The organism is Pseudomonas sp. JS425, assembly GCF_018223845.1.
Classification (GTDB): domain Bacteria; phylum Pseudomonadota; class Gammaproteobacteria; order Pseudomonadales; family Pseudomonadaceae; genus Aquipseudomonas; species Aquipseudomonas asiatica.
In genome coordinates, this window is the sequence record NZ_CP073661.1 from 4,071,146 (window position 1) to 4,091,591 (window position 20,446).

A 20,446-nucleotide genomic window follows, 5' to 3' on the forward strand; every position below is an offset into this window, starting at 1 on the left:
AATACATCTTCCCTGACAAAAACCTGTACATCCATCCAGATAAAACTTGCCTCCGCGCCCTCGCTTGCGCATCCTATCGCCCATCACCCCCGATGAAGCGTCCCCGGCCATGCGCCTGTTCCTCTGCGAAAAACCCTCCCAGGCAAAAGACATCGCCAAAGTGCTCGGCGCCAACCGCAAGGGCGATGGCTGCTGGCAAGGCACCGACGTCTGCGTGACCTGGTGCATCGGCCACCTGCTGGAAACCGCCCCGCCCGACAGCTACGACGAACGCTACAAGCGCTGGAACCTGGCCGACCTGCCGATCATCCCGGAAAAGTGGAAAATGCTGGTCAAGCCCAAGACCGCCAGCCAGTTCAAGGCAGTCAAGCGCCTGCTCGGCGAAGCACGCGAACTGGTGATCGCCACCGACGCCGACCGCGAAGGCGAAATGATCGCCCGCGAACTGGTCGAGCATTGCCGCTACCGCGGCCCGGTGCAGCGCCTGTGGCTGTCGGCACTGGACGACGCCTCCATTCGCAAGGCCCTGGCGCGGCTGCTGCCGGGCCACGAAACCTTCAACCTGTACCACTCGGCGCTGGGCCGTTCGCGCGCAGACTGGCTGATCGGCATGAACATGAGCCGGCTGTTCACCCTGCTGGGCCGCCAGTCGGGGTATCAGGGCGTGCTGCCGGTGGGCCGGGTGCAAACGCCCACCTTGCGCCTGGTGGTCGACCGAGACCGCGGCATCGCCGACTTTGTGCCGGTACCGTTCTGGGCCATCGACGTGCAGCTCGAACACGCAGGCTTTGGCTTCAACGCCCAGTGGCGCGCCCCCGATGACGCCTGCGACGACCAGGGCCGCTGCCTGAACCAGGCCCTGGCGCAGCAGGCTGCCGCCGACATCGGCAATGCGGGTACTGCCCGGGCCGTGAAGGTGACCACCGAACGCGTGCGTGAAGCGGCACCCCTGCCCTTCGACCTTGGCACCCTGCAGGAGCTGTGCTCGAAAAAGTTCGGCCTCGGCGCCCAGGAAACCCTCGACATCGCCCAGGCCCTGTACGAAACCCACAAGCTGATCACCTACCCGCGCAGCGACTGCGGCTACCTGCCGCAAAGCCAGCACGCCGAAGCGCCAGCCATCCTCGCCGCCCTGCAACGTTCCGATGCCAGCCTGGCGCCGCTGCAGCCCTATCTGGAGCCGCAACGCCGCTCACGGGCGTGGAACGACGCCAAGGTCAGCGCCCACCACGGCATCATCCCCACCGCCGCTGCCAGCGACCCGTCGCGCCTGCCAGCCAAGCACAAGGCGGTGTACACCCTGATCCGCGCCCGCTACCTGGCGCAGTTCCTGCCCAACCATGAGTACGACCGCACCCAGGCCGACTTCGACTGCGCCGGCCATGCCCTGCGTGCCGTAGGCAAGCAGATCGTCGAACCAGGCTGGCGCCGTGCTCTGCCCGAGGCGCTGACCCCGGCCAAGGGCCGCGAGGCACCACCGGCCCAGGTGCTGCCGGCGCTGCGCGAAGGCCAGGACTGCACGGTGCAGGGCCTGCAATTGAAAGACCTGTGGACCCAGCCGCCCAAGCCGTTTACCGAAGGCGACCTGATCAAGGCAATGAAGAACGTGGCCAAGCTGGTGGACGACCCGCGGCTGAAGCAGAAGCTCAAGGAAACCACCGGTATCGGCACCGAAGCCACCCGCGCCAGCATCATCCAGGGCCTGCTTGACCGCGGCTACCTGGTGAAGAACGGCAAGGCGCTATCCGCCACCCCTGCGGCCTTCAGCCTGATCGACGCCGTACCTCGCGCCATTGCCGACCCTGGTACCACAGCTATCTGGGAGCAGGCGCTGGACATGGTGCAGAGTGGCGAGATGACGCTGGAAGAGTTCGTCGCCCGGCAGTCGGCATGGATGGGCAAGCTGGTCGAACGGTGCAGCGGCATGCGCATGACCATCAGCGGGCCGGCAGCCGGGGCTGCGCCGCCGTGGAAGAAAAAGCGGAGGGGTGGCGGGAAAGGCAAAGCGGCCGCAGGCAAGCCAAGACAGCCTCGAAAAAAGGCGACAACCTGAAAATTTTGCACTCTCAGGTCAGGCCCCTTCGCGGGTAGACCCGCTCCCACAGTTACAGCGCCGACCTCGAGACCGTTGATGACTCTGTGGGAGCGGGTTTACCCGCGAAAGGGCCTGGACAGGAAAACAACAACCCGAGGTAAGCCACAAACCCGGCCAATGCATTGGCGCCATGAAATTTACCTGCTAAGTTTTCATGAAAATAAACACAAGAATTTTCATGAGACCCCTGCATGTTCAAACAATCCGCCCAGCACGTCGCCAGCTACTACGCCCAGACCTACCCCGCCAGCATTCCCCTGCACCCTACCCTGCAAGGCAGCCACGACACCGAGGTCCTGATCATCGGCGCCGGCTTCAGCGGTCTGCACACCGCCTTGCGCCTGACCCAGGCCGGCAAGCGTGTAACGCTGCTGGAAGCCAGCCGCGTGGCCTGGGCCGCGTCCGGCCGCAATGGCGGCCAGGCACTGCTCGGCTGGTCGTGCGACATGCCGCCGCTGGAAAAGGCCTTGGGCACCGAATGCACCCAACGCCTGTGGGCCAGCATGTGCTGGGCCGCCAATGAAATGCGCGAACTGCCCGAGCGCCACGGCTTCGGCATCGACTACCGGCTGGGCAGCCTGTGGACCGCCGTACTGCCGCGCCGGGTAAAGATGCTGGAAGAGGCCCTGCATGAGGCCGAACACAAATGGGGCTACGACGCCCTGCGCCTGATCGGCCGCGACGAGCTGCCGCAATGGATCGACAGCCCGCGCTACCAGGCCGCGCTATACGACGCCAAAGGCGCCCACCTCAACCCGCTCAAGCTGGCTCAGGGGCTGGCCAGCACCATCGAAGCTGCCGGTGGGCTCATCTTCGAACAAAGCCAGGTGCTCGACTATCAACGGACCGGCAGCGGCTACACCGCCCGCACCGAGCGTGGCGAAGTGCGCAGCGACGTGCTGGTACTGGCCTGCAACGCCTACATCGACCGCCTCGACCGCGGCCTGTCCCGCCGCCTGTTGCCCGTCGGTTCCTACCAGGTGGCCACCGCGCCACTGGACGCCGACTTTGCCCGCTCGCTGCTGCCACGCAACAGTTGCGTGATCGACAACCAGTTCGTGCCCGACTATTTCCGCCTCACCCCGGACCATCGCCTGCTGTTCGGCGGCGGCTGCACCTATCTGGGCGGTATTCCCAAAGATGTCGCCAGCGCTACCCGCCCCTACCTGGAGCGGGTATTTCCGCAGCTGGCCGGGGTGGCCATCGACTATGCCTGGGGCGGCCATATCGACTGCAGCATCCAGCGCACCCCGGATGTCGGTCGCGAGGGCCAGCGCTACTGGCTGCAGGGGTTCTCGGGCCATGGCGTGCTACCTACACTGGCGGCGGCGCGGGCGGTAAGCGATGCCATTCTTGGCGACGACGACCTGCTGGCGCTGTACCAAGGCATCGACAACGGCCGCTTCCCCGGCGGCGACCTGCTGGCGGCGCCGCTGGAGGCTGCGGCCAAGGCCTGGTACCGGATGCGCGACCGCGTCTGATTAGTTGACACAACTCCCCTGTGGGAGCGGGCATGCCCGCGAAACAGGCGTCGCGATGGATGGCACCGGCTTCGCCGGTGTTCGCGGGCTCGCCCGCTCCCACAGGGGACCGTGCAAATCCGCACCCATAATCTCCAGTGCCAAGCCAAATCCCTCCTATTCTCAATAGCTCCCTTCGCTTCCTGTACACAGGAGACCCGACCATGAGCTATGTAACTACAAAGGACGGCGTACAGATCTTCTACAAGGACTGGGGCCCGCGCGATGCACCGGTTATCCACTTCCATCACGGCTGGCCTCTCAGCGCCGACGACTGGGATGCCCAGTTGCTGTTCTTCCTCGCCCATGGTTACCGCGTGGTTGCCCACGACCGCCGCGGCCATGGCCGCTCCAGCCAGGTATGGGACGGCCACGACATGGACCATTACGCCGACGATGTGGCGGCGGTCGTCGCTCACCTGGGCATCCAGGGCGCCGTGCATGTCGGCCACTCGACCGGTGGCGGTGAAGTGGTGCGCTACATGGCCCGGCACCCTGAAGACAAGGTGGTCAAGGCCGTGCTGATCGCCGCCGTACCGCCATTGATGGTGCAGACGCCCGGCAATCCTGGTGGCCTGCCCAAATCGGTGTTCGACGGTTTTCAGGCCCAGGTCGCCAGCAACCGTGCGCAGTTCTACCGCGATGTGCCGGCCGGACCGTTCTACGGCTACAACCGCCCCGGTGCAGAAGGCAGCGAAGGCGTCATCGGCAACTGGTGGCGCCAAGGCATGATTGGCAGCGCCAAGGCCCATTACGATGGCATCGTGGCGTTTTCCCAGACTGACTTCACCGAAGACCTGAAGGGCATCACCCAGCCGGTGCTGGTGATGCACGGCGACGATGACCAGATCGTACCGTATGAAAATTCCGGGGTACTGTCGGCGAAGTTGCTGCCCAACGGCACACTGAAGACCTACAAGGGCTACCCGCACGGCATGCCGACTACCCATGCCGATGTGATCAATGCGGATTTGCTGGCGTTTATCCGTAGCTGATGTGATGGCCTGTACCGGCCCTTTCGCGGGCGCGCCCGCTCCCGCAGGTACTGCACAAGTCTTGAAATGTGCAGGTAACCTTGGGAGCAGGCATGACCGCGAAAGGGCCGGCACTGGCAACACACCTCCCCCCAGGATTACCATGTCACCCTTCTAGTGCGGCCCTTTGCCGCCCCCTGCCTCCCTGCCTGCCAAAACCCCATGCCCTTCGAACTCACCGTAGAACCCCTCACCCTGCTGATCCTGGCCCTGGTCGCCTTCGTCGCCGGTTTCATCGATGCCATCGCCGGCGGTGGCGGCCTGCTCACCACCCCGGCGCTACTCACCGCGGGCATGCCGCCGCACCTGGTACTGGGCACCAACAAGCTCAGCTCTACCTTCGGCTCGGCCACCGCCGGCTTCACCTACTACAGGCGCAAGCTGTTCCACCCGGCGCAATGGCGCCCGGCATTGTTCGCCACTTTGGTCGGTGCTTTGCTGGGTGCAGTGATCGCCCACTACATGCCGGCCGAATGGCTGAACAAGATGTTGCCGGTGATCGTCTTCGCCTGTGGCGTCTACCTGCTGTTCGGCGGCACGCCCAAGGCGCCGCTGGATGCCGATGCGCCGATCAGGAAAAAGTGGCAAGTACCGCAAGGCTTTACCCTGGGCTTCTATGACGGCGTGGCCGGCCCGGGTACCGGGGCGTTCTGGACGGTTAGCACCCTGCTGCTCTACCCCATCGACCTGGTCCGTGCCAGCGGCGTGGCGCGCAGCATGAACTTCGTCAGCAACATCGCAGCGCTGACGGTGTTCATCATTTCCGGGCAGGTGGACTACATCGTCGGCCTGTGCATGGGCCTGTCGGTGATGGTTGGCGCCTTCTTCGGCGCACGCACGGCGATCAGTGGCGGCAGCAAGTTCATCCGCCCGGTGTTCATCACCGTGGTGCTGGCATTGACCGTGCGCCTAGCGTGGCAGCACTGGTTCGGCCAAGCCTGATAGGCTGTGATACCCCTGCTTTCCCGCCCTATCTGCGCGAGAAATGTCCTCCGCCGTCGTTGCAGGACTTGGCAATGGAATGACCATTGCCTGCGCCCTGCGCCTAGTCGGAGAACATTTCTCACTGCAGCTAGGACGGGAAAGCAGGGATATCACAGCCCAGCCGCCGTGCAACATACAGGTCGATCAGATACCGGGCGATGGACCGCCCGGCCGGCAGCGGCGGCAGGTCGTGAACGCTGAACCACTTGGCGTCCTCGATCTCGTCCGGCTGCATGACGATCTCGCCGCCAGCGTATTCGGCGTGAAAGCCCAGCATCATCGAGTGGGGGAACGGCCAGCACTGGCTGCCGATGTACTGGATGTTCTGCACCTCCACCGCCACTTCTTCACGCACTTCGCGCACCAGGCAGTCCTCGGCCGACTCGCCCGGCTCGGCAAAGCCTGCCAGTGTGCTGTACACCCCGGTGACGAAGCGTGGCGAACGCGCCAGCAGGATTTCGTCGCCACGGGTCACCAGCACGATCATGCTTGGCGAAATGCGCGGGTAGCTGCGCAGATCGCACGGCTGGCAGTACATTGCCCGTTCCCAGCGAATTTGCGTCATCGCCTGGCCACAGCTGCCGCAGAATCGGTGCTCGCGGGCCCAGGTGCCGATCTGCGCGGCATAGCCCAGCACCTTGTATGTGTCGGAGTCACCTTCGAGCATGAACGCGCGAAGGCCGCGCCAGGAGCAGCCGGGCACATCGGTGGCGCTGCGCAGCTCCAGCAGGAACACCGGCTGGCCGTCGAAGTGGCCGATGCCGTGCTCGCACAGTACGTCGAGGTCCTGGCGCTTGAGCCAGTCGCGAGGGAACAGCGCGCCGTTGTCGTCCACCAGGAACCCTTCCGGGCTGCGGGCCACGGCCAGCCCCCCGGTGATCTGCGGGTCGAGTACTGCGGTAGTCCAGCGTGCTGACATGTCGGGGGTTCCCTTACTTCGCGTCCCCCGGCCTGATCAGTCGGCGAACGTCGGTTTCTGTTTGCTCATGTGCGCCGCCACCGCCACGCGCAGGTCTTCGGACTGCAGCATCGCGGCGTTCCAGGTGGCGATGTACTCCAGGCCATCATCGATGCGATGGTCACGCATGTAGCTGAGCATTTCCTTGGTGCCGGCCACGGCGATCGGCGATTTTGCGGCAATCTCGCCAGCGATGGCAAAGACCCCGTCCATCAGCGCGGCCTGATCATCATAAACCCGGTTGACCAGGCCGATGCGCAGCGCCTCTTCTGCCTCGACATTGCGCCCGGTGAAAGCCAGCTCACGCATCATGCCGTCACCGATGATACGAGGCAAACGTTGCAGTGTGCCGACATCGGCGGCCATGCCCATGTCGATTTCCTTGATCGAGAACTGCGCGTCGCTGCTGCAGTAGCGCATGTCGCAAGCCGAGATGAGGTCGATGGCGCCGCCAATGCAGTAACCCTGCACCGCGGCCAGTACCGGCTTGCGGCATTTGTCCACGGCATTGAACGACGCCTGCAGGCGCAAGATGGTGCTGCGCAGGAAGCGCGCGTTACGCCCCACGTCCTTGCCCATCTGCCCGGCCAGCGAAGCCAGCATCATCAGGTCGATACCGGCGGAAAAATGCTTGCCGGCACCGCTGATCACAACCGCCCGCACCGCGTCGGTGTCGTCGACCCACTGGAAGATGTCGATGATCTCCTCCCAGAAGGCCGCGTTCATCGCATTGCGCTTGTCCGGGCGGTTGATCTGAACGTGGGCGATGCTGTTGGTCAGTTCGACCTTGAATGCGCTGTACTCGGTCACGGGCGGCACTCCTGCGGATAAAGGGTTCATGGCCCGGATGTTAACCCAGCCCGATGACCGCACTTGTGCCAAAAACGGGACTTTACGCCTTGCCTAAGACGCGCTGATCCGGCACCGTGCGCCATCGCCGAATCATAAGGATACAAATTCATGTCGCGCTCCCTGACCGGCGCCCTCGCCCACAGCTTTCTGGGCCAGTCGCCGCTTTGGTACAAGGCAGTCATCTGCCTGTTCCTGGTGCTCAACCCGCTGCTGCTGGTGACCGTCGGCCCGGTCGCTGCCGGCTGGGCACTGGTGCTCGAATTCATCTTCACCCTGGGCATGGCCCTGAAGTGCTACCCGCTGATGCCTGGCGGCCTGCTGCTGGTCGAAGCCCTGCTGTTGCAGATGACTACCCCGCAAGCCCTGTACGAAGAGTTGCAGCACAACTTCCCGGTGATCCTGCTGCTGATGTTCATGGTCGCGGGCATCCACTTCATGAAGGAACTGCTGCTGTTCCTGTTCTCGCGCATCCTGCTGGGGGTGCGTTCGAAGGCGACCCTGGCGTTGCTGTTCTGCGTGCTGTCGGCATTCCTCTCGGCGTTTCTCGATGCACTGACCGTGACCGCCGTGATCATCAGCGCCGCGGTCGGTTTCTATGCGGTGTACCACCGCGTCGCCTCCGGGGCCAATCCGCGCGAAGACAGTGCGCTGGACAGCGACCAGCAGGTCGCACAGTTGCACCGTGAAGACCTCGACCAGTTCCGCGCATTCCTGCGCAGCCTGCTGATGCATGGTGCGGTGGGCACCGCCCTGGGCGGCGTGTGCACGCTGGTGGGCGAACCGCAGAACCTGCTGATCGGCCACGAAATGGGCTGGCACTTTGCCGATTTCTTCCTGAAGGTGGCACCGGTGTCGCTCCCGGTGCTGGGCGCCGGCCTGCTGACCTGCGTGCTGCTGGAGAAGCTGCGCCTGTTCGGCTATGGCACGCTGATGCCCGAGCCAGTGCGCCAGGTGTTGGCCGCCTATGCCGCCGAGGACGATGCTGCACGCACGACTGCCCAGCGCATCGCGCTGTGGGTGCAAGGGTTCGCTGCATTGATCCTGATCTTCTGCCTGGGGCTGCACGTTGCCGAGGTCGGCCTGATCGGCCTGATGGTGATCGTGCTGATCACGGCATTCACAGGCATTACCGACGAACATCGCCTGGGCCGTGCCTTCCAGGACGCCATGCCGTTCACCGCTTTGCTGGTGGTGTTCTTCGCCGTGGTGGCAGTGATTCATCAGCAGCAACTGTTCAGCCCGTTGATTGCCTGGGTGCTGGCGCTTCCGGCCGAGCAGCAACCGGGCATGCTGTACCTGGCCAACGGCCTGCTGTCGGCGATCAGCGACAACGTGTTCGTTGCCACCATCTACATCACCGAGGTGAAGCAGGCGTTCCTCAATGGCAGCATGAGCCGCGAGCATTTCGAGACGCTGGCGGTGGCGATCAACACCGGCACCAACCTGCCGAGCGTGGCAACGCCGAATGGGCAGGCGGCGTTCCTGTTCCTGCTGACTTCGGCGATTGCGCCGCTGATCCGGCTGTCGTATGGGCGAATGGTGTGGATGGCCTTGCCCTATACCGTAGTGATGGGTGGGCTGGGGTGGTGGGCGGTGACCTACTGGCTTTGAGGTAGCCTGCGCCGGCCTCTTCGCGGGTGAACCCGCTCCCACAGGTACTGCACAGCCTTCGAAACTGTGGTGATCATGTGGGAGCGGGTTTACCCGCGAAAGGACCAGTGCAGACCACTCAAACAGCCCTGTCGATTCTGCTGCCTGCCATTCGACTATCCCATGCCCCCAGCCACCCCGGCTGCACACAGGAGAGTCCCCATGCGCAAACTCATCGTAGCCGCCTTCATCAGCCTCGACGGTGTCATGCAGGCCCCCGGTGGTCCGCAGGAAGACACCAGCGGCGGCTTCACCTACGGCGGCTGGATCGTACCCTACGCCGAGGAAATCTTCGGCCAAGCCATGCAAGCCCTGTTCAGCCAGCCCTTCGAACTGCTGTTGGGCCGGCGCACCTACGACATCTTCGCCGGCTACTGGCCAAAGGTAAAAGGCAGCTCGGAAGACTTCTCCATCGCCAACCTGTTCAACAGCGTGCCCAAGCACGTGGCCACCCACACCCCCGCAACCCTCGACTGGCACAACAGCCATGCACTGGGCGCAGACATCACCGCAGCGGTCCACGCGCTGAAACAGAAGGACGGCGCCAACCTGCTGACCCAGGGCAGCAGCGATCTGGTGCAGCAACTGCTGGCGGCGGGCCTGGTCGATGAACTGCAACTGCTGATCCACCCGTTGCTGCTCGGCCACGGCAAGCGCCTTTTCGGCGACGATGCGGCAGCGGCGGCCTTCACACTGCAGCATTCGCAGGTTTCGCCCACGGGCGTGCTCATCGCCCGTTACGTGCGTGCAGGCGAAGTGCAGACCGGTTCGTTCTGAAAGGCATAATCCTGTACAACTTTTGCCTCTCGCTCGCATCGAAACCCAAGTAAGCCCCGTCCGTATCAAGGAGGTTCACCATGGCGCTACGCACCACGTTGCTGCTTTCCTGCATGACCTTGGCCCTGCTCGGCTGCGCCGGCAACGATCACCCGGCACCGCCGCGTACCCAGCAGGTCGACCTGCAACGTTACCAGGGCACCTGGTACGAACTCGCCCGGCTGCCGATGTTCTTCCAGCGCAACTGCGTGCAGTCCGAGGCGCAGTATGGCCTGCGAGAGGATGGTCGCCTCGACGTGACCAACCGCTGCCAGGAAAAGGACGGCCAGTGGAACCAGGCCAAGGGCATCGCCGAAGCCCAGCAACCGGGCAGCACCGACAAGCTCTGGGTGCGCTTCGACAACTGGTTCAGCCGCCTCGCGCCCGGCCTTACCAAGGGCGAGTACTGGGTGCTGTACCACGACCAGGACTACCGCGTAGCCTTGGTCGGCCACCCGAACCGCGAATACCTGTGGCTGCTTTCACGCACGCCTGCAGTCACGGACCAGATGCGCGAGCAACTGCTGACGATCGCCCGGGAGCAAGGCTATGACACCAGCAAGCTCATCTGGCGGCAGGCCGAGTAGGCAAGGCCTGGCAGGCCATCGACGACATGCGGCAATCCGGCTAAGGTGTGCGCCCTTACTACCTCGAAGGAACGAGCCCGTTGAGTACCACGCCGCCACCAGCACCTTGCATCCGCCCGACACCCATCGGCCCGCTGGTGGAGACGTTACTGCTGGGCTGAAACAAGGAGCCAGACCATGGATTTGCTGTTCCTGGGCACCTCCGCCGGCGTGCCGACCAAGGCACGCAATGTGAGCGGTACCGCAGTGATCGAGGCCAGTGGCAGCCACTGGTACCTGGTCGACTGTGGCGAAGGCACCCAGCACCGGTTGCTGCACACGCCGCTGTCGATCCGCGACTTGCGCGCCATCTTCATCACCCACGTGCACGGCGACCATTGCTTCGGCCTACCGGGCCTGCTGGCCAGCGCCGGCATGAGCGGGCGCACCCAGCCGCTGGACCTTGTCCTGCCCGCCGCCCTGCACGACTGGGTGCGCCAGGGGCTGGTGGCCAGCGATACCTTCCTGCCGTTCGAACTGCGCCTGCTGGCCGTGGAAGAGCTGGTGGAATGGCGCAGTGATGCCCTGGAAGTGACCAGCGTGCAGTTGTCGCACCGGGTGCCGAGCGTCGGCTTCGTGTTCACCGAGCCCAACCCCGAACCGCGACTGAACATCCCGCGCCTGGAAGCCGAAGGTATCCCCCGCGGCCCGCTGTGGGGCGAGCTGGCCAAGGGTTTGACGGTGCAGCATGGCGGGCGGCGGCTGCACGGCAAGGATTACCTGCGCCCTTCGCGCCCGCCGCGGCGGGTGATCGTGTGCGGCGACAACGACAACCCCGAGCTGTTGGCCGACGTCGCCAGGGGCGCGGACGTGCTGGTGCACGAAGCCACGTTCACCCAGGCGGTGGTCGAGCGCACGGGGGTCACCTTCGGCCACAGCACCGCAGCTGCGGTGGCGCGCTTTGCCGAAACTGCGGGCGTGCGCAATTTGGTGCTGACGCATTTCAGCGCCCGCTACCAGCACGACCCACGGCGCAGCCCGAGCATCGACAACGTGCGCGACGAAGCCCTCGCCCACTACAGCGGGCAGCTGACCCTGGCGCAGGACCTGCAGCGCTATCACATCGGGCGCGATGGCTGTCTTGAGCCCGCGGGATGAATTGTGGAGATTCGCAGGTGCTCGCCACAACCCGCCGCTCCACTATGCCGCCAACCGCCCACGGGCAATCGCCTCCGACGCCGCCAGCATCGCGCGCAGCAACACCGCGCAGCCCGCAGCCAGGTCCTCGGCCGTGGCGTTCTCGATCTCGTTATGGCTGATACCGTTCTCGCACGGAACGAAAATCATCCCCGCCGGCCCCAGTTCGGCCAGGAAGATCGCGTCGTGCCCCGCGCCGCTGACGATGTCCATGTGCGGCAGGCCCAGCGCCTGCGCCGATTCGCGCACGGCATCGACACACCCTTGGTCGAAGTACAACGCCGGGAAATCGGCTGTGGGTACCAGTTCGTGGCTGAGGCCATGCCTGGCACAGGTCGCCTCGATCACCGCACGCACATCGGCAATCATCGCATTCAGCTGCTCACCCTCCAGGTGGCGGAAATCCAGGGTCATGCGCACTTCGCCGGGGATCACGTTGCGCGAGCCCGGGTAGGCCTGCAGGCACCCCACCGTCCCACAGGCATGGGGCTGGTGGCCGAGGGCGGTGCGGTTGACTGCCTCCACCACTGCCGCCGCGCCGACCAGGGCGTCCTTGCGCAGGTGCATGGGCGTAGGGCCGGCGTGGGCCTCGACACCGCGCAGGGTCAGGTCGAACCACTTCTGGCCCAGCGCGCCCAGCACCACGCCGATGGTCTTGCCCTGATCTTCGAGGATCGGGCCTTGCTCGATATGCGCTTCGAAATAGGCCCCCACCGGGTGGCCTGATACAGCACGCGGGCCGGCGTAGCCGATGGCGTTCAACGCCTCACCAACGCTGACACCCTGGGCGTCGCGCTTGGCCAGGGTTTCCTCCAGGGTGAACTTGCCGGCGAACACCCCGGAGCCCATCATGCACGGCGCAAAGCGCGAGCCTTCCTCGTTGGTCCACACCACCACTTCCAGCGGTGCTTCGGTTTCCACGCCGAGATCGTTGAGGGTACGAATTACCTCCAGCCCGGCCATCACCCCGAAGCAACCGTCGAACTTTCCACCGGTGGGCTGGGTGTCGATATGGCTGCCGGTCATCACCGGGGGCAGCTTGGGATTACGCCCAGGGCGACGGGCGAAGATGTTGCCGACGGCGTCGATGGTGACCGTGCAATCGGCGGCCTCGCACCACTGCACGAACAGGTCGCGGGCCTGGCGGTCGAGGTCGGTCAAGGCCAGGCGGCACACGCCACCCTTGGCGGTAGCACCGAGGCGGGCCAGGTCCATCAGGGACTGCCACAGGCGGGTGCTGTCGATGTGGTGCTGGGTGGATTGCAGTACTTGTTGGGCTGGGGTCATGGGATTTTCCTCAGGCATTTTTGTTGTCTGTGCCGGCCTCTTCGCGGGTAAACCCGCTCCCACAGGTACAGCGTTGGCCTCAGGACCTGCGCTGTACCTGTGGGAGCGGGTTTACCCGCGAAGAAGCCGGCGCGGTCTCACGGCAAAGGCTTGACCACCCGCGCCGGGCTGCGCGCGACCACACGGGCCAAGAGGTAATACAGCGCCCCACCCAGCAGCGAACCGGTGAACCAACCGTAGTCGTAGAACCAGCTGAAACTGCTGTTGCCAATCGCCATGACGGTCAGCGCCACCGGCAACGCAAAGGCGGCAAAACCGGCCCAGTTCCATGCCGGGTACACGTCGTCACGGTACAGCCCGGCCAGGTCCAGCTCCTGGCGGCGGATCAGGAAGTAGTCCACCACCATGATCCCGGCGATCGGCCCCAGCAGGCTCGAATAGCCCAGCAGCCAGTTGGAGTACACGCTCTCCAGGCTCAGGTCGGAGACGATCCAGCCCAGCTTCTTCAGCAACTCATGGCCCATCAGCGCCAGGCCGATGAAACCGGTCAACCACACCGCGCGGCTGCGCCCGATCAGGCGTGGGGCGATGTTCTGGAAGTCGTTGGTCGGCGACACGATGTTCGCTGCAGTATTGGTCGACAGCGTGGCGATCACGATCAGCGCCATGGCCAGGGCCACCCAGAACGGGCTGTGGATCTTGCCGATCAGGCTGACCGGGTCGGACACGGTCTCGCCAACCAGGGATGCCGAGGCAGCAGTCAGCACCACGCCCAGCGAGGCGAACAGGAACATGGTCAGCGGCAAGCCGAAGATCTGCCCGAGAATCTGGTCCTTCTGGCTGCGGGCGTAGCGGCTGAAGTCGGGGATGTTCAGCGATAGCGTGGCCCAGAAGCCGACCATGGCGGTAAGCCCGGCGCAGAAGTAGCCGAGCATGTTCGCCCCTTCCGGGCGCTTGGGCGGCTGGGCCAGCAGTTCGGTCATCGACATGTGCGGCAAGGCCCAGAACAGCAGGCCGACGCCGACCGCCACCAGCAGCGGTGCCGACAGCGTTTCGAGCCACTTGATCGACTCGGCGCCACGCAGCACCACCCACAGGTTCAGGCACCAGAAGATCATGAAGCCGATCACCTCGCCGGTGCCGCCCAGGGCCTTCCAGCCGTCGAACACCGAGCCAAGGAACAGGTGGATGGCCAGGCCACCGAACATGGTCTGGATGCCGAACCAGCCACAGGCGACCACCGCCCGGATCAGGCATGGCACGTTTGAGCCGAGTATGCCGAACGACGAACGCAGCAGCACCGGGAACGGAATGCCATACTTGGTGCCAGGGAAGGCGTTGAGGGTGAGCGGGATCAGCACGATCAGGTTGGCCAGCAGAATAGCCAGCAAGGCCTCGCCCACGCTGAGGCCGAAGTAGGCGGTCAGCACGCCACCGAGGGTGTAGGTGGGCACGCAGATGGACATGCCCACCCACAGGGCGGTGATGTGCCATTTGTTCCAGGTGCGCTGGTGCACCTTGGTCGGGGCGATGTCGTGGTTGTAGCGCGGGCTGTCGAGGACATCGCTACCTTCGGACAGCTCGAACAGGCCATCGCGCTCGACCACTTCCGATCTGCTCTGCTGCATGGGGGCTCTCTCGAGATTTTCTTCTAGTTGTTGCCCATCGGGCTGATGCGATGGCCGGAGTACTCACGGTTCATGTGCTTGAAAATCTCGACCAGATTTTCATCTTGTCAAGTAAGTCAAAGCATCAGAAAGCTACGCAGCCAGCGCCAATAATTAAATTAACCCTTTAATTTCAATTAGTTAAAAACCACAAAATTAATGGGAAAATTTTCTTGCCGAATCGCGGATCAGCATCTAGCCTCGAATCTTGTCAGGCCTGACAGGATTAACCGCCCTGCCCGCCCTGCATGAAGAAAACTCCAAGAACCGGCCCAGACCGGTCAGCCTGCGAGGAAAACGGCATGTCCCTGTTGATCCGTGGCGCCACCGTGGTCACCCACGAAGAGAGTTACCCCGCTGATGTCCTGTGTGCCGATGGCCTGATCCGTGCCATTGGGCAAAACCTCGAACCGCCCACCGACTGCCAGATCCTCGACGGCAGTGGCCAGTACCTGATGCCCGGCGGCATCGACCCGCACACCCACATGCAGCTGCCGTTCATGGGCACGGTGGCCAGCGAGGATTTCTTCAGCGGCACCGCCGCGGGCCTGGCCGGTGGCACCACCTCGATCATCGACTTCGTCATCCCCAACCCGCAGCAGTCGTTGCTTGAGGCCTTCCACACCTGGCGCGGCTGGGCGCAGAAAAGCGCCAGCGACTATGGCTTCCATGTCGCCATCACCTGGTGGAGCGAGCAGGTAGCCGAAGAGATGGGCGAACTGGTGGCCAACCATGGGGTGAACAGCTTCAAGCACTTCATGGCCTACAAGAATGCGATCATGGCCGCCGACGACACCCTGGTGGCCAGCTTCGAGCGCTGCCTGCAACTGGGTGCAGTACCCACCGTGCATGCCGAGAACGGCGAGCTGGTGTACCACCTGCAAAAAAAACTGCTGGCCCAGGGCCTGACCGGGCCGGAAGCCCACCCGCTGTCACGCCCATCCCAGGTCGAGGGTGAAGCGGCCAGCCGAGCCATCCGCATTGCCGAGACGCTGGGCACACCACTGTATCTGGTGCACGTTTCCAGCCGCGAAGCGCTGGATGAAATCGCCTATGCCAGAGGCAAGGGCCAGCCGGTCTACGGCGAAGTCCTGCCCGGCCATCTGCTGCTGGATGACAGCGTCTACCGTGACCCTGACTGGGCCACTGCCGCAGGCTACGTGATGAGTCCCCCGTTCCGTCCGCGTGAACACCAGGAGGCGCTGTGGCGCGGGCTGCAATCGGGCAACCTGCACACCACCGCCACCGACCACTGCTGCTTCTGCGCCGAGCAGAAAGCCATGGGGCGCGACGATTTCAGCCGTATCCCCAACGGCACTGCCGGCATCGAGGACCGCATGGCGGTGCTGTGGGATGCAGGGGTCAACAGCGGGCGCCTGTCGATGCATGAGTTCGTTGCGCTGACCTCCACCAACACCGCGAAAATCTTCAACCTCTTCCCTCGCAAGGGTGCCATTCGTGTTGGTGCCGACGCCGACCTGGTGCTGTGGGACCCGCAAGGCACGCGCACCATCTCGGCCAAGACCCACCACCAGCAGGTGGACTTCAACATCTTCGAAGGCCGTACCGTGCGCGGCATCCCCAGCCATACCATCAGCCAGGGCAAGGTGCTCTGGGCCGATGGCGACCTGCGTGCGGAAAAAGGCGCGGGCCGGTATGTGGAACGGCCGGCGTATCCGTCGGTGTACGAGGTGCTGGGGCGCAGGGCCGAAGTGCAGCGGCCGACGCCCGTGCAGCGTTAAGGCCATTGGGGCTGCTGCGCAGCCCATCGCGACACAAGGCCGCTCCTACAGGAGTGCGCGGTTCCTTGTAGGAGCGGCCTTGTGTCGCGATGGGGCGCGCAGCGGCCCCAGAAACCACCGCAATGCTTGTCGCCTGCATCCATAAAAAATAGAGAGGCTACAACCGTGATCGACGCCCTGAACCACTTGCCGCGCCCACGGGCCGGCGCCGACCAGCTGGCCGAGCGCTTCAGCGACCTGGCCCCACCCCTCACCGCCCGCCAGGCCGCCGTCGAAAGCGCACGCTGCCTGTATTGCTATGACGCCCCCTGCGTCAACGCTTGCCCCAGTGACATCGACATCCCGTCGTTCATCCACCGCATCAGCGACGAAAACCTGCAAGGCGCCGCCGAGCGCATCCTCTCGGCCAACATCCTCGGCGGCAGTTGCGCCCGCGTCTGCCCCACCGAAATCCTTTGCCAGCAAGCCTGCGTGCGCAACAACGCGCAGGAATGCGCACCGGTGCTGATCGGCCAGCTGCAGCGCTATGCTCTGGACAATGCCCACTTCACCGAGCACCCATTCCAGCGCTCGCCGGCCACCGGCAAACGCATCGCCGTGGTCGGTGCCGGCCCTGCCGGGCTGTCGTGTGCCCACCGCCTGGCCATGCACGGGCATGATGTGGTGGTGTTCGAGGCCAGCGACAAGGCCGGTGGCCTCAACGAGTACGGCATCGCCCGCTACAAGCTGGTGGACGACTACGCCCAGCGTGAAGTGGAATTCCTGCTCGGCATCGGCGGCATCGAGATCCGCCATGGCCAGCGCCTGGGCAGCAACTTTGGCCTGGGCGAGCTGCGCGACCAGTTCGACGCAGTGTTCCTCGGCCTGGGCCTGAATGCCGTGCGCCAGCTCGGCCTGCCTGATGAAGAAGCCCCCGGCCTGCTCGCCGCCACCGCATACATACGCGAACTGCGCCAGGCCGACGACCTGAGCCAGTTGCCCCTGGCCGACCGCTGCCTGGTGATCGGCGCCGGCAACACCGCCATCGACATGGCCGTGCAGATGAGCCGCCTGGGTGCCCGTGACGTCAACCTGGTGTACCGCCGTGGCCATGCCGACATGGGCGCCACCGGCCACGAGCAGGACATCGCCAAGGCCAACCAGGTGCGCCTGCATACCTGGGCCCGCCCCGATGCCGTGTTGCTGGACGACAGCGGCAAGGTGCGCGGTATGCGCTTTACCCGCACCGAGCTGGCAGACGGCCGCCTGCGCGACACCGGCGAAACCTTCGAACTGGCTGCCGATGCCATCTTCAAGGCCATCGGCCAACGCTTCGACGACGCCAGCCTCGTCGACCCGGTGGCCGCACAACTGGCGCGCGACGGCGAGCGCATCCGCGTCGACGAAACGATGCAGACCAGCCTGCCGGGCGTCTATGCCGGCGGCGACTGCACCGCCCTGGGCCAGGACCTTACCGTCCAGGCCGTGCAACACGGCAAGCTGGCCGCCGAAGCCATCCATGCCCAACTCATGCTCAACGTGGAGGCTGCATAAATGGCCGACCTGTCCATCGAATTTGCCGGCATCAAGGCACCCAACCCCTTCTGGCTGGCCTCCGCTCCGCCAACCGACAAGGCCTACAACGTGGTCCGCGCCTTCGAGGCCGGCTGGGGTGGCGTAGTGTGGAAAACACTCGGTGAAGACCCGGCGGCAGTCAACGTGTCGTCGCGCTACTCGGCGCATTACGGCCCCAACCGCCAGGTGCAGGGCATCAACAACATCGAGCTCATCACCGACCGTTCACTGGACATCAACCTGCGCGAAATCACCCAGGTGAAGAAGGACTGGCCCGACCGCGCACTGATCGTGTCGCTGATGGTGCCCTGCGTGGAAGACTCGTGGAAGTTCATACTGCCGCTGGTGGAAGCCACCGGGGCCGATGGCATCGAACTGAATTTCGGCTGCCCGCACGGCATGCCGGAGCGCGGCATGGGCGCGGCGGTCGGCCAGGTGCCGGAGTACGTGGAGATGGTCACCCGCTGGTGCAAGACGTACTGCTCGCTGCCGGTGATCGTCAAACTCACGCCGAACATCACCGATATCCGCCAGTCGGCCCGCGCCGCGCACCGTGGCGGGGCGGATGCGGTATCGTTGATCAATACCATCAACTCGATAACCAGCGTCGACCTCGATCGCATGGTCGCCCACCCCATCGTTGGCGACCAGAGCACCCATGGTGGTTATTGCGGTTCGGCGGTGAAGCCGATTGCCCTGAACATGGTCGCGGAAATCGCCCGCGACCCGCAGACGCTCGGCTTGCCGATCTGTGGTATTGGCGGCATCGGCAGTTGGCGTGACGCAGCCGAGTTCATGGCCCTGGGCAGTGGCGCTGTACAGGTGTGCACGGCAGCGATGCTGCACGGCTTCCGCATCGTCGAGGACATGAAGGACGGCCTGGCGCGCTGGATGGACCAGCATGGGCACCGCAACATCGAGGCGTTCCGCGGCCAGGCGGTGGGGCATACCACCGACTGGAAGTACCTGGACATGAACTACAAGTCGGTGGCGCACATCGACCAGCAAGCATGCATTGGCTGTGGGCGCTGCCACATTGCCTGTGAGGACACTTCGCACCAGGCGATTGCCAGTACGCTGAAGGCCGATGGCACTCATGCCTACAGCGTGATCGAGGAGGAATGCGTGGGCTGCAACCTGTGCCAGATCACCTGCCCGGTGGAGAACTGCATCGAGATGGTGGCTCAGGATACCGGCAAGCCGTACCTGAACTGGACGCAGGACCCGCGTAACCCCTACCGCGAGGCCAGTTGAGGCAGTCTTCTACCCCACCGACTGACGCGGTCCTTTTTGTGGGAGCGGCCTTGTGTCGCGAAAGGGGCGCGAAGCGGCCCCGGGATTTCAGCTTCGCAGCGTGAATTGCCGGGGCTGCTGCGCAGCCCTTTCGCGACGCAAGGCCGCTCCCACAATAGGACCGCGGCAGCATGCAACTTCGGTTCAAGGCTCCAGCCCGATCCCCCGCAAGATCACGCTGGTCACCGTCTGCACGGCATTTTCAAAGGCCATGTCCGACAACGCCTCCCCGCCATTGAGCAACGTCACCTGGTAACCAAAGTCGGCATAGTGCTGGGTCGAGGCCCAGATCATGTACAAAAGTGCCGACGGCTCCACCGGCAGGATGCGCCCCTCCTCCACCCAGCGGCGGATCTTGGCTTCCTTCAGCTTGGCCCAGGGCACCAAGCTTTCATCCAGGTTCACCCCCAGCACCGGCGCCCCATGCAGCATCTCTTCGGCCCAGATCTTCGAGCCCAGCGGCCGCGAGCGCGAGTGGCCCATCTTCGCCCGGATGTAACTGGTCAGCACCACGCGCGGGTCGTCGAAGTTCTCGAAGCACAGCGCGTCCTGCTTCCACACATCCAGCAGGTCCTGCAGCACCGCGCGGAACAGGTCGTCCTTGGTGCTGAAGTAATAATGCAGGTTGGAACGCGGCAGCTCGGCCTGCTCGGCGATATCGCCCATCGAGGTAGCGCCATAGCCCTTCTCGGCGAACACCTTTTCCGCCGCCTGCAGGATCTTCTCGATATTGCGCCGGCGGATTTCGATCTTGTGGTTGGCCATCAGGCTTGGGCCGTCCACACCGCCAGCTCATAACCGTCCGGGTCAATGAAGTGGAAGCGCCGCCCACCGGGAAAAGCAAAGGTGGCCCGGCTGATTTTCGCCCCGGCGGCTTCGATCCTCTGCTGCGTGGCTTCCAGGTCCTCGGCATACAAGATGACCAGCGGCCCGCCCGGGCGCACCGGCTCACCCGTGGTGAAGCCACCGATCAGCCGGCCATCACTGAACTCGGTGTAGGAGGGCCCGTAGTCGGTGAACGCCCAACCGAACACACCGCCATAGAAGGCCTTGCTCCGTGCGATGTCGCTGACATTGAACTCGATGTTGTCGATCTGCCGGTCAGTACCGCGAATGCCCATGTGTGCTCCGTGCCGAAGGGGTTTGCCCTAGTCTACTCCGCTTACTCCAAGCCAGCGCAATCCCTGTAGGAGCGGCCTTGTGTCGCGAAAGGGGTGCGTAGCGCCCCGGG

17 protein-coding genes are annotated in these 20,446 nt (G+C 64.5%); 11 read left to right on the forward strand and 6 right to left on the reverse strand.

From position 1 onward, the window contains the following. The first annotated feature begins 109 nt into the window (after positions 1 to 109). From KDB76_RS19000 to KDB76_RS19015, 4 genes are all read left to right on the forward strand, one after another. Positions 110 to 2,053 (forward strand): DNA topoisomerase III, encoded by a 1,944-nt coding sequence (locus KDB76_RS19000; protein WP_038409959.1) that lies wholly within the window; start codon positions 110 to 112, stop codon positions 2,051 to 2,053. 233 nt (positions 2,054 to 2,286) lie between these two features. After that, complete coding sequence (locus KDB76_RS19005) at positions 2,287 to 3,576, forward strand: FAD-binding oxidoreductase (protein WP_038409960.1); 1,290 nt, start codon at positions 2,287 to 2,289, stop codon at positions 3,574 to 3,576. 203 nt (positions 3,577 to 3,779) lie between these two features. Beyond that, positions 3,780 to 4,610: an alpha/beta hydrolase gene (locus tag KDB76_RS19010; protein ID WP_023661251.1), complete on the forward strand. Its 831-nt coding sequence runs from the start codon at positions 3,780 to 3,782 to the stop codon at positions 4,608 to 4,610. A 201-nt stretch (positions 4,611 to 4,811) separates the two neighbouring features. After that, positions 4,812 to 5,591: a TSUP family transporter gene (locus tag KDB76_RS19015; RefSeq protein ID WP_013973303.1), complete on the forward strand. Its 780-nt coding sequence runs from the start codon at positions 4,812 to 4,814 to the stop codon at positions 5,589 to 5,591. Between the two features lie 130 nt (positions 5,592 to 5,721). Here the strand turns inward: KDB76_RS19015 and nudC are convergent, their stop codons facing one another. Both nudC and KDB76_RS19025 read right to left on the reverse strand, forming a co-directional pair. Then, positions 5,722 to 6,552 (reverse strand): NAD(+) diphosphatase, encoded by an 831-nt coding sequence (gene nudC, locus KDB76_RS19020; RefSeq protein WP_013973304.1) that lies wholly within the window; start codon positions 6,550 to 6,552, stop codon positions 5,722 to 5,724. A gap of 36 nt (positions 6,553 to 6,588) precedes the next feature. After that, positions 6,589 to 7,401 (reverse strand): crotonase/enoyl-CoA hydratase family protein, encoded by an 813-nt coding sequence (locus tag KDB76_RS19025; protein ID WP_013973305.1) that lies wholly within the window; start codon positions 7,399 to 7,401, stop codon positions 6,589 to 6,591. Positions 7,402 to 7,551: 150 nt separating this feature from the next. Here KDB76_RS19025 and nhaB point away from each other — a divergent pair, with 150 nt between their 5' ends. From nhaB to KDB76_RS19045, 4 genes are all read left to right on the forward strand, one after another. Then, positions 7,552 to 9,054, forward strand: a complete 1,503-nt coding sequence (nhaB, locus tag KDB76_RS19030) for a sodium/proton antiporter NhaB (protein WP_013973306.1) — start codon at positions 7,552 to 7,554, stop codon at positions 9,052 to 9,054. Positions 9,055 to 9,255: 201 nt separating this feature from the next. Next, entirely contained in the window at positions 9,256 to 9,870 is a 615-nt protein-coding gene (locus KDB76_RS19035) for a dihydrofolate reductase family protein (RefSeq protein WP_024087388.1), read from the forward strand. A gap of 80 nt (positions 9,871 to 9,950) precedes the next feature. Continuing rightward, entirely contained in the window at positions 9,951 to 10,496 is a 546-nt protein-coding gene (locus tag KDB76_RS19040; protein ID WP_013973308.1) for a lipocalin family protein, read from the forward strand. 177 nt (positions 10,497 to 10,673) lie between these two features. Then, entirely contained in the window at positions 10,674 to 11,633 is a 960-nt protein-coding gene (locus KDB76_RS19045) for a ribonuclease Z (protein WP_038409961.1), read from the forward strand. Positions 11,634 to 11,675: 42 nt separating this feature from the next. Here the strand turns inward: KDB76_RS19045 and KDB76_RS19050 are convergent, their stop codons facing one another. Both KDB76_RS19050 and KDB76_RS19055 read right to left on the reverse strand, forming a co-directional pair. Then, positions 11,676 to 12,959 carry a Zn-dependent hydrolase gene (locus KDB76_RS19050; RefSeq protein ID WP_038409962.1) on the reverse strand — a complete coding sequence of 428 codons (1,284 nt, stop codon included), beginning with the start codon at positions 12,957 to 12,959 and terminating at the stop codon, positions 11,676 to 11,678. A gap of 137 nt (positions 12,960 to 13,096) precedes the next feature. Next, positions 13,097 to 14,587: an NCS1 family nucleobase:cation symporter-1 gene (locus tag KDB76_RS19055; protein ID WP_013973311.1), complete on the reverse strand. Its 1,491-nt coding sequence runs from the start codon at positions 14,585 to 14,587 to the stop codon at positions 13,097 to 13,099. A 341-nt stretch (positions 14,588 to 14,928) separates the two neighbouring features. Here KDB76_RS19055 and hydA point away from each other — a divergent pair, with 341 nt between their 5' ends. The 3 genes from hydA to preA all read left to right on the forward strand — a co-directional run bounded on the left by hydA (position 14,929) and on the right by preA (position 19,176). Further along, entirely contained in the window at positions 14,929 to 16,368 is a 1,440-nt protein-coding gene (hydA, locus tag KDB76_RS19060) for a dihydropyrimidinase (protein WP_023662371.1), read from the forward strand. A 165-nt stretch (positions 16,369 to 16,533) separates the two neighbouring features. Continuing rightward, the gene (locus KDB76_RS19065) at positions 16,534 to 17,901 is read left to right on the forward strand and encodes an NAD(P)-dependent oxidoreductase (protein WP_038409963.1); all 1,368 of its coding nucleotides are present in this window, start codon (positions 16,534 to 16,536) and stop codon (positions 17,899 to 17,901) included. Further along, positions 17,902 to 19,176 carry an NAD-dependent dihydropyrimidine dehydrogenase subunit PreA gene (gene preA, locus KDB76_RS19070; protein ID WP_038409964.1) on the forward strand — a complete coding sequence of 425 codons (1,275 nt, stop codon included), beginning with the start codon at positions 17,902 to 17,904 and terminating at the stop codon, positions 19,174 to 19,176. Positions 19,177 to 19,359: 183 nt separating this feature from the next. Here preA and KDB76_RS19075 read toward each other — a convergent pair whose 3' ends face one another. Together KDB76_RS19075 and KDB76_RS19080 are read right to left on the reverse strand one after the other, a co-directional pair. Further along, the gene (locus tag KDB76_RS19075) at positions 19,360 to 19,980 is read right to left on the reverse strand and encodes a TetR/AcrR family transcriptional regulator (RefSeq protein ID WP_015270992.1); all 621 of its coding nucleotides are present in this window, start codon (positions 19,978 to 19,980) and stop codon (positions 19,360 to 19,362) included. Continuing rightward, positions 19,980 to 20,336 carry a VOC family protein gene (locus KDB76_RS19080; protein ID WP_013973316.1) on the reverse strand — a complete coding sequence of 119 codons (357 nt, stop codon included), beginning with the start codon at positions 20,334 to 20,336 and terminating at the stop codon, positions 19,980 to 19,982. The genes KDB76_RS19075 and KDB76_RS19080 overlap by 1 nt, the downstream gene beginning before the upstream one ends. Positions 20,337 to 20,446: the final 110 nt, after the last annotated feature.